This window comes from Symbiopectobacterium sp. (assembly GCF_051710365.1).
In the GTDB taxonomy this organism is placed as follows: Bacteria; Pseudomonadota; Gammaproteobacteria; order Enterobacterales; family Enterobacteriaceae; genus Symbiopectobacterium.
Genome location: NZ_JBPETA010000369.1, coordinates 1 through 1,214, shown reverse-complemented (window position 1 = coordinate 1,214; position 1,214 = coordinate 1). Strand labels below are relative to the sequence as shown.

The following is a 1,214-nucleotide window of genomic DNA, read 5'->3' as shown; positions in this document are numbered from 1 at the left end:
AAACGGTTGGTAACAAGGGCTCAATGATTGCCCATGCTTCATCAGAAAGATCGTAGCGAGCCATAATCCAAAGTGTCGTAGAAACAGATGGATACTATAGCTCAAGCAATTAAGGGACACAGCCTAACGGGTAAAATTTTGCAGTTTGGCGGTCAGATCGCTTACACTTGGCTTAACACAGGAGGATCCGCTATGGGACAGGTTGCATTTGATACATTGCAGGCGTCAGAAGAGCTTGAAACTGCTGGCATCTCTAGAGAACAGGCTAGGGCGATTTCACTCGTTGTGCGCAAGTCTCATGAGGTGGCTGACGTCGCTACAAAAGCTGATATTGCCGAAGTAAACAGAAATGTCGCCGATGTCCGCAAGGACCTATCCGCAGAGATAGCCGATGTCCGTAAGGATATTGACGCTCGCTTCGAGAAGAACGAAGCTCAGATGCAGGCTCGCTTTGAGAAGACCGAGGCTCAGATATCTTTAGTCCGCAAGGATTTACAGCTTGAGATGGCGGGTATCCGCTCTGAGCAGAAGTTAATTCGCTGGATGCTGAGCGCTGGAATTTTGGGTATTCTCTCTCTGGTTGTGAAAGCTTTTCTCGTCACGGCCCTTTGAGCAATTCTGCCCATTGGGTCGGTAGCTCAGTGTGGAAGAGCGTACGTGTTCCCCAACCGTAAGGCCGCAGGTTCGAGTCCTGCCCGACCCTTCACTGCCAGCAACTTCCCTCCCGCGTCAAGCTGAACTCACCTGCATTGCCGCCTACCGGTATGCGTGTACTCATGCGGCTACCTTGGATAATTTCCTGATAGCCTCAAGTTCTCTTTCAAGTTCAGCCAAGCACTGCGTTAACGCCTCCTGTATTTCAGCAACCAGCTTATCCTCCCGATGAATTCTCAACTGGTAATAGGCAAGGTCTGGCGGTAGCCTGTCGTCATAGCTGACAAAATCACACCATTTCCTGCCCGTACACATCATTTGGGCGTGCATCTGTAGGATGTATTGGTTTTTCGGCTTACCGGTCTTGATGGTCTCTAAATGCGTCCATGTATTGGGGCATTTGATTTCAATCAGACTATCGCACCCTACCAGCCCGTCAGGCGATGCGCCAAATCCTACGATCTCTGGATGGGGAATAAATCCCACTTCTGTAACTTCTGCGTCAAACTGGTTAAGCAGGTACATCTCCCGCGCCACCGGTTCAAGTTCAGTGCCGCGCT

At 50.3% G+C, this 1,214-nt stretch carries 2 protein-coding genes and 1 tRNA gene; 2 read left to right on the top strand and 1 reads right to left on the bottom strand.

The genetic code is table 11. The features are described 5' to 3' along the window. The first annotated feature begins 192 nt into the window (after nucleotides 1-192). Together ACTBDZ_RS17975 and ACTBDZ_RS17970 are read left to right on the top strand one after the other, a co-directional pair. Entirely contained in the window at nucleotides 193-612 is a 420-nt protein-coding gene (locus ACTBDZ_RS17975; RefSeq protein ID WP_438816289.1) for a hypothetical protein, read from the top strand. A 15-nt stretch (nucleotides 613-627) separates the two neighbouring features. After that, nucleotides 628-703, top strand: a tRNA-Gly gene (locus ACTBDZ_RS17970). A 71-nt stretch (nucleotides 704-774) separates the two neighbouring features. On the opposite strand, the gene ACTBDZ_RS17965 is transcribed toward ACTBDZ_RS17970, so the two are convergent. Further along, nucleotides 775-1,214 (bottom strand): lambda exonuclease family protein (locus ACTBDZ_RS17965; protein WP_438816288.1); only part of this gene is annotated, 440 nt, incomplete at its 5' end.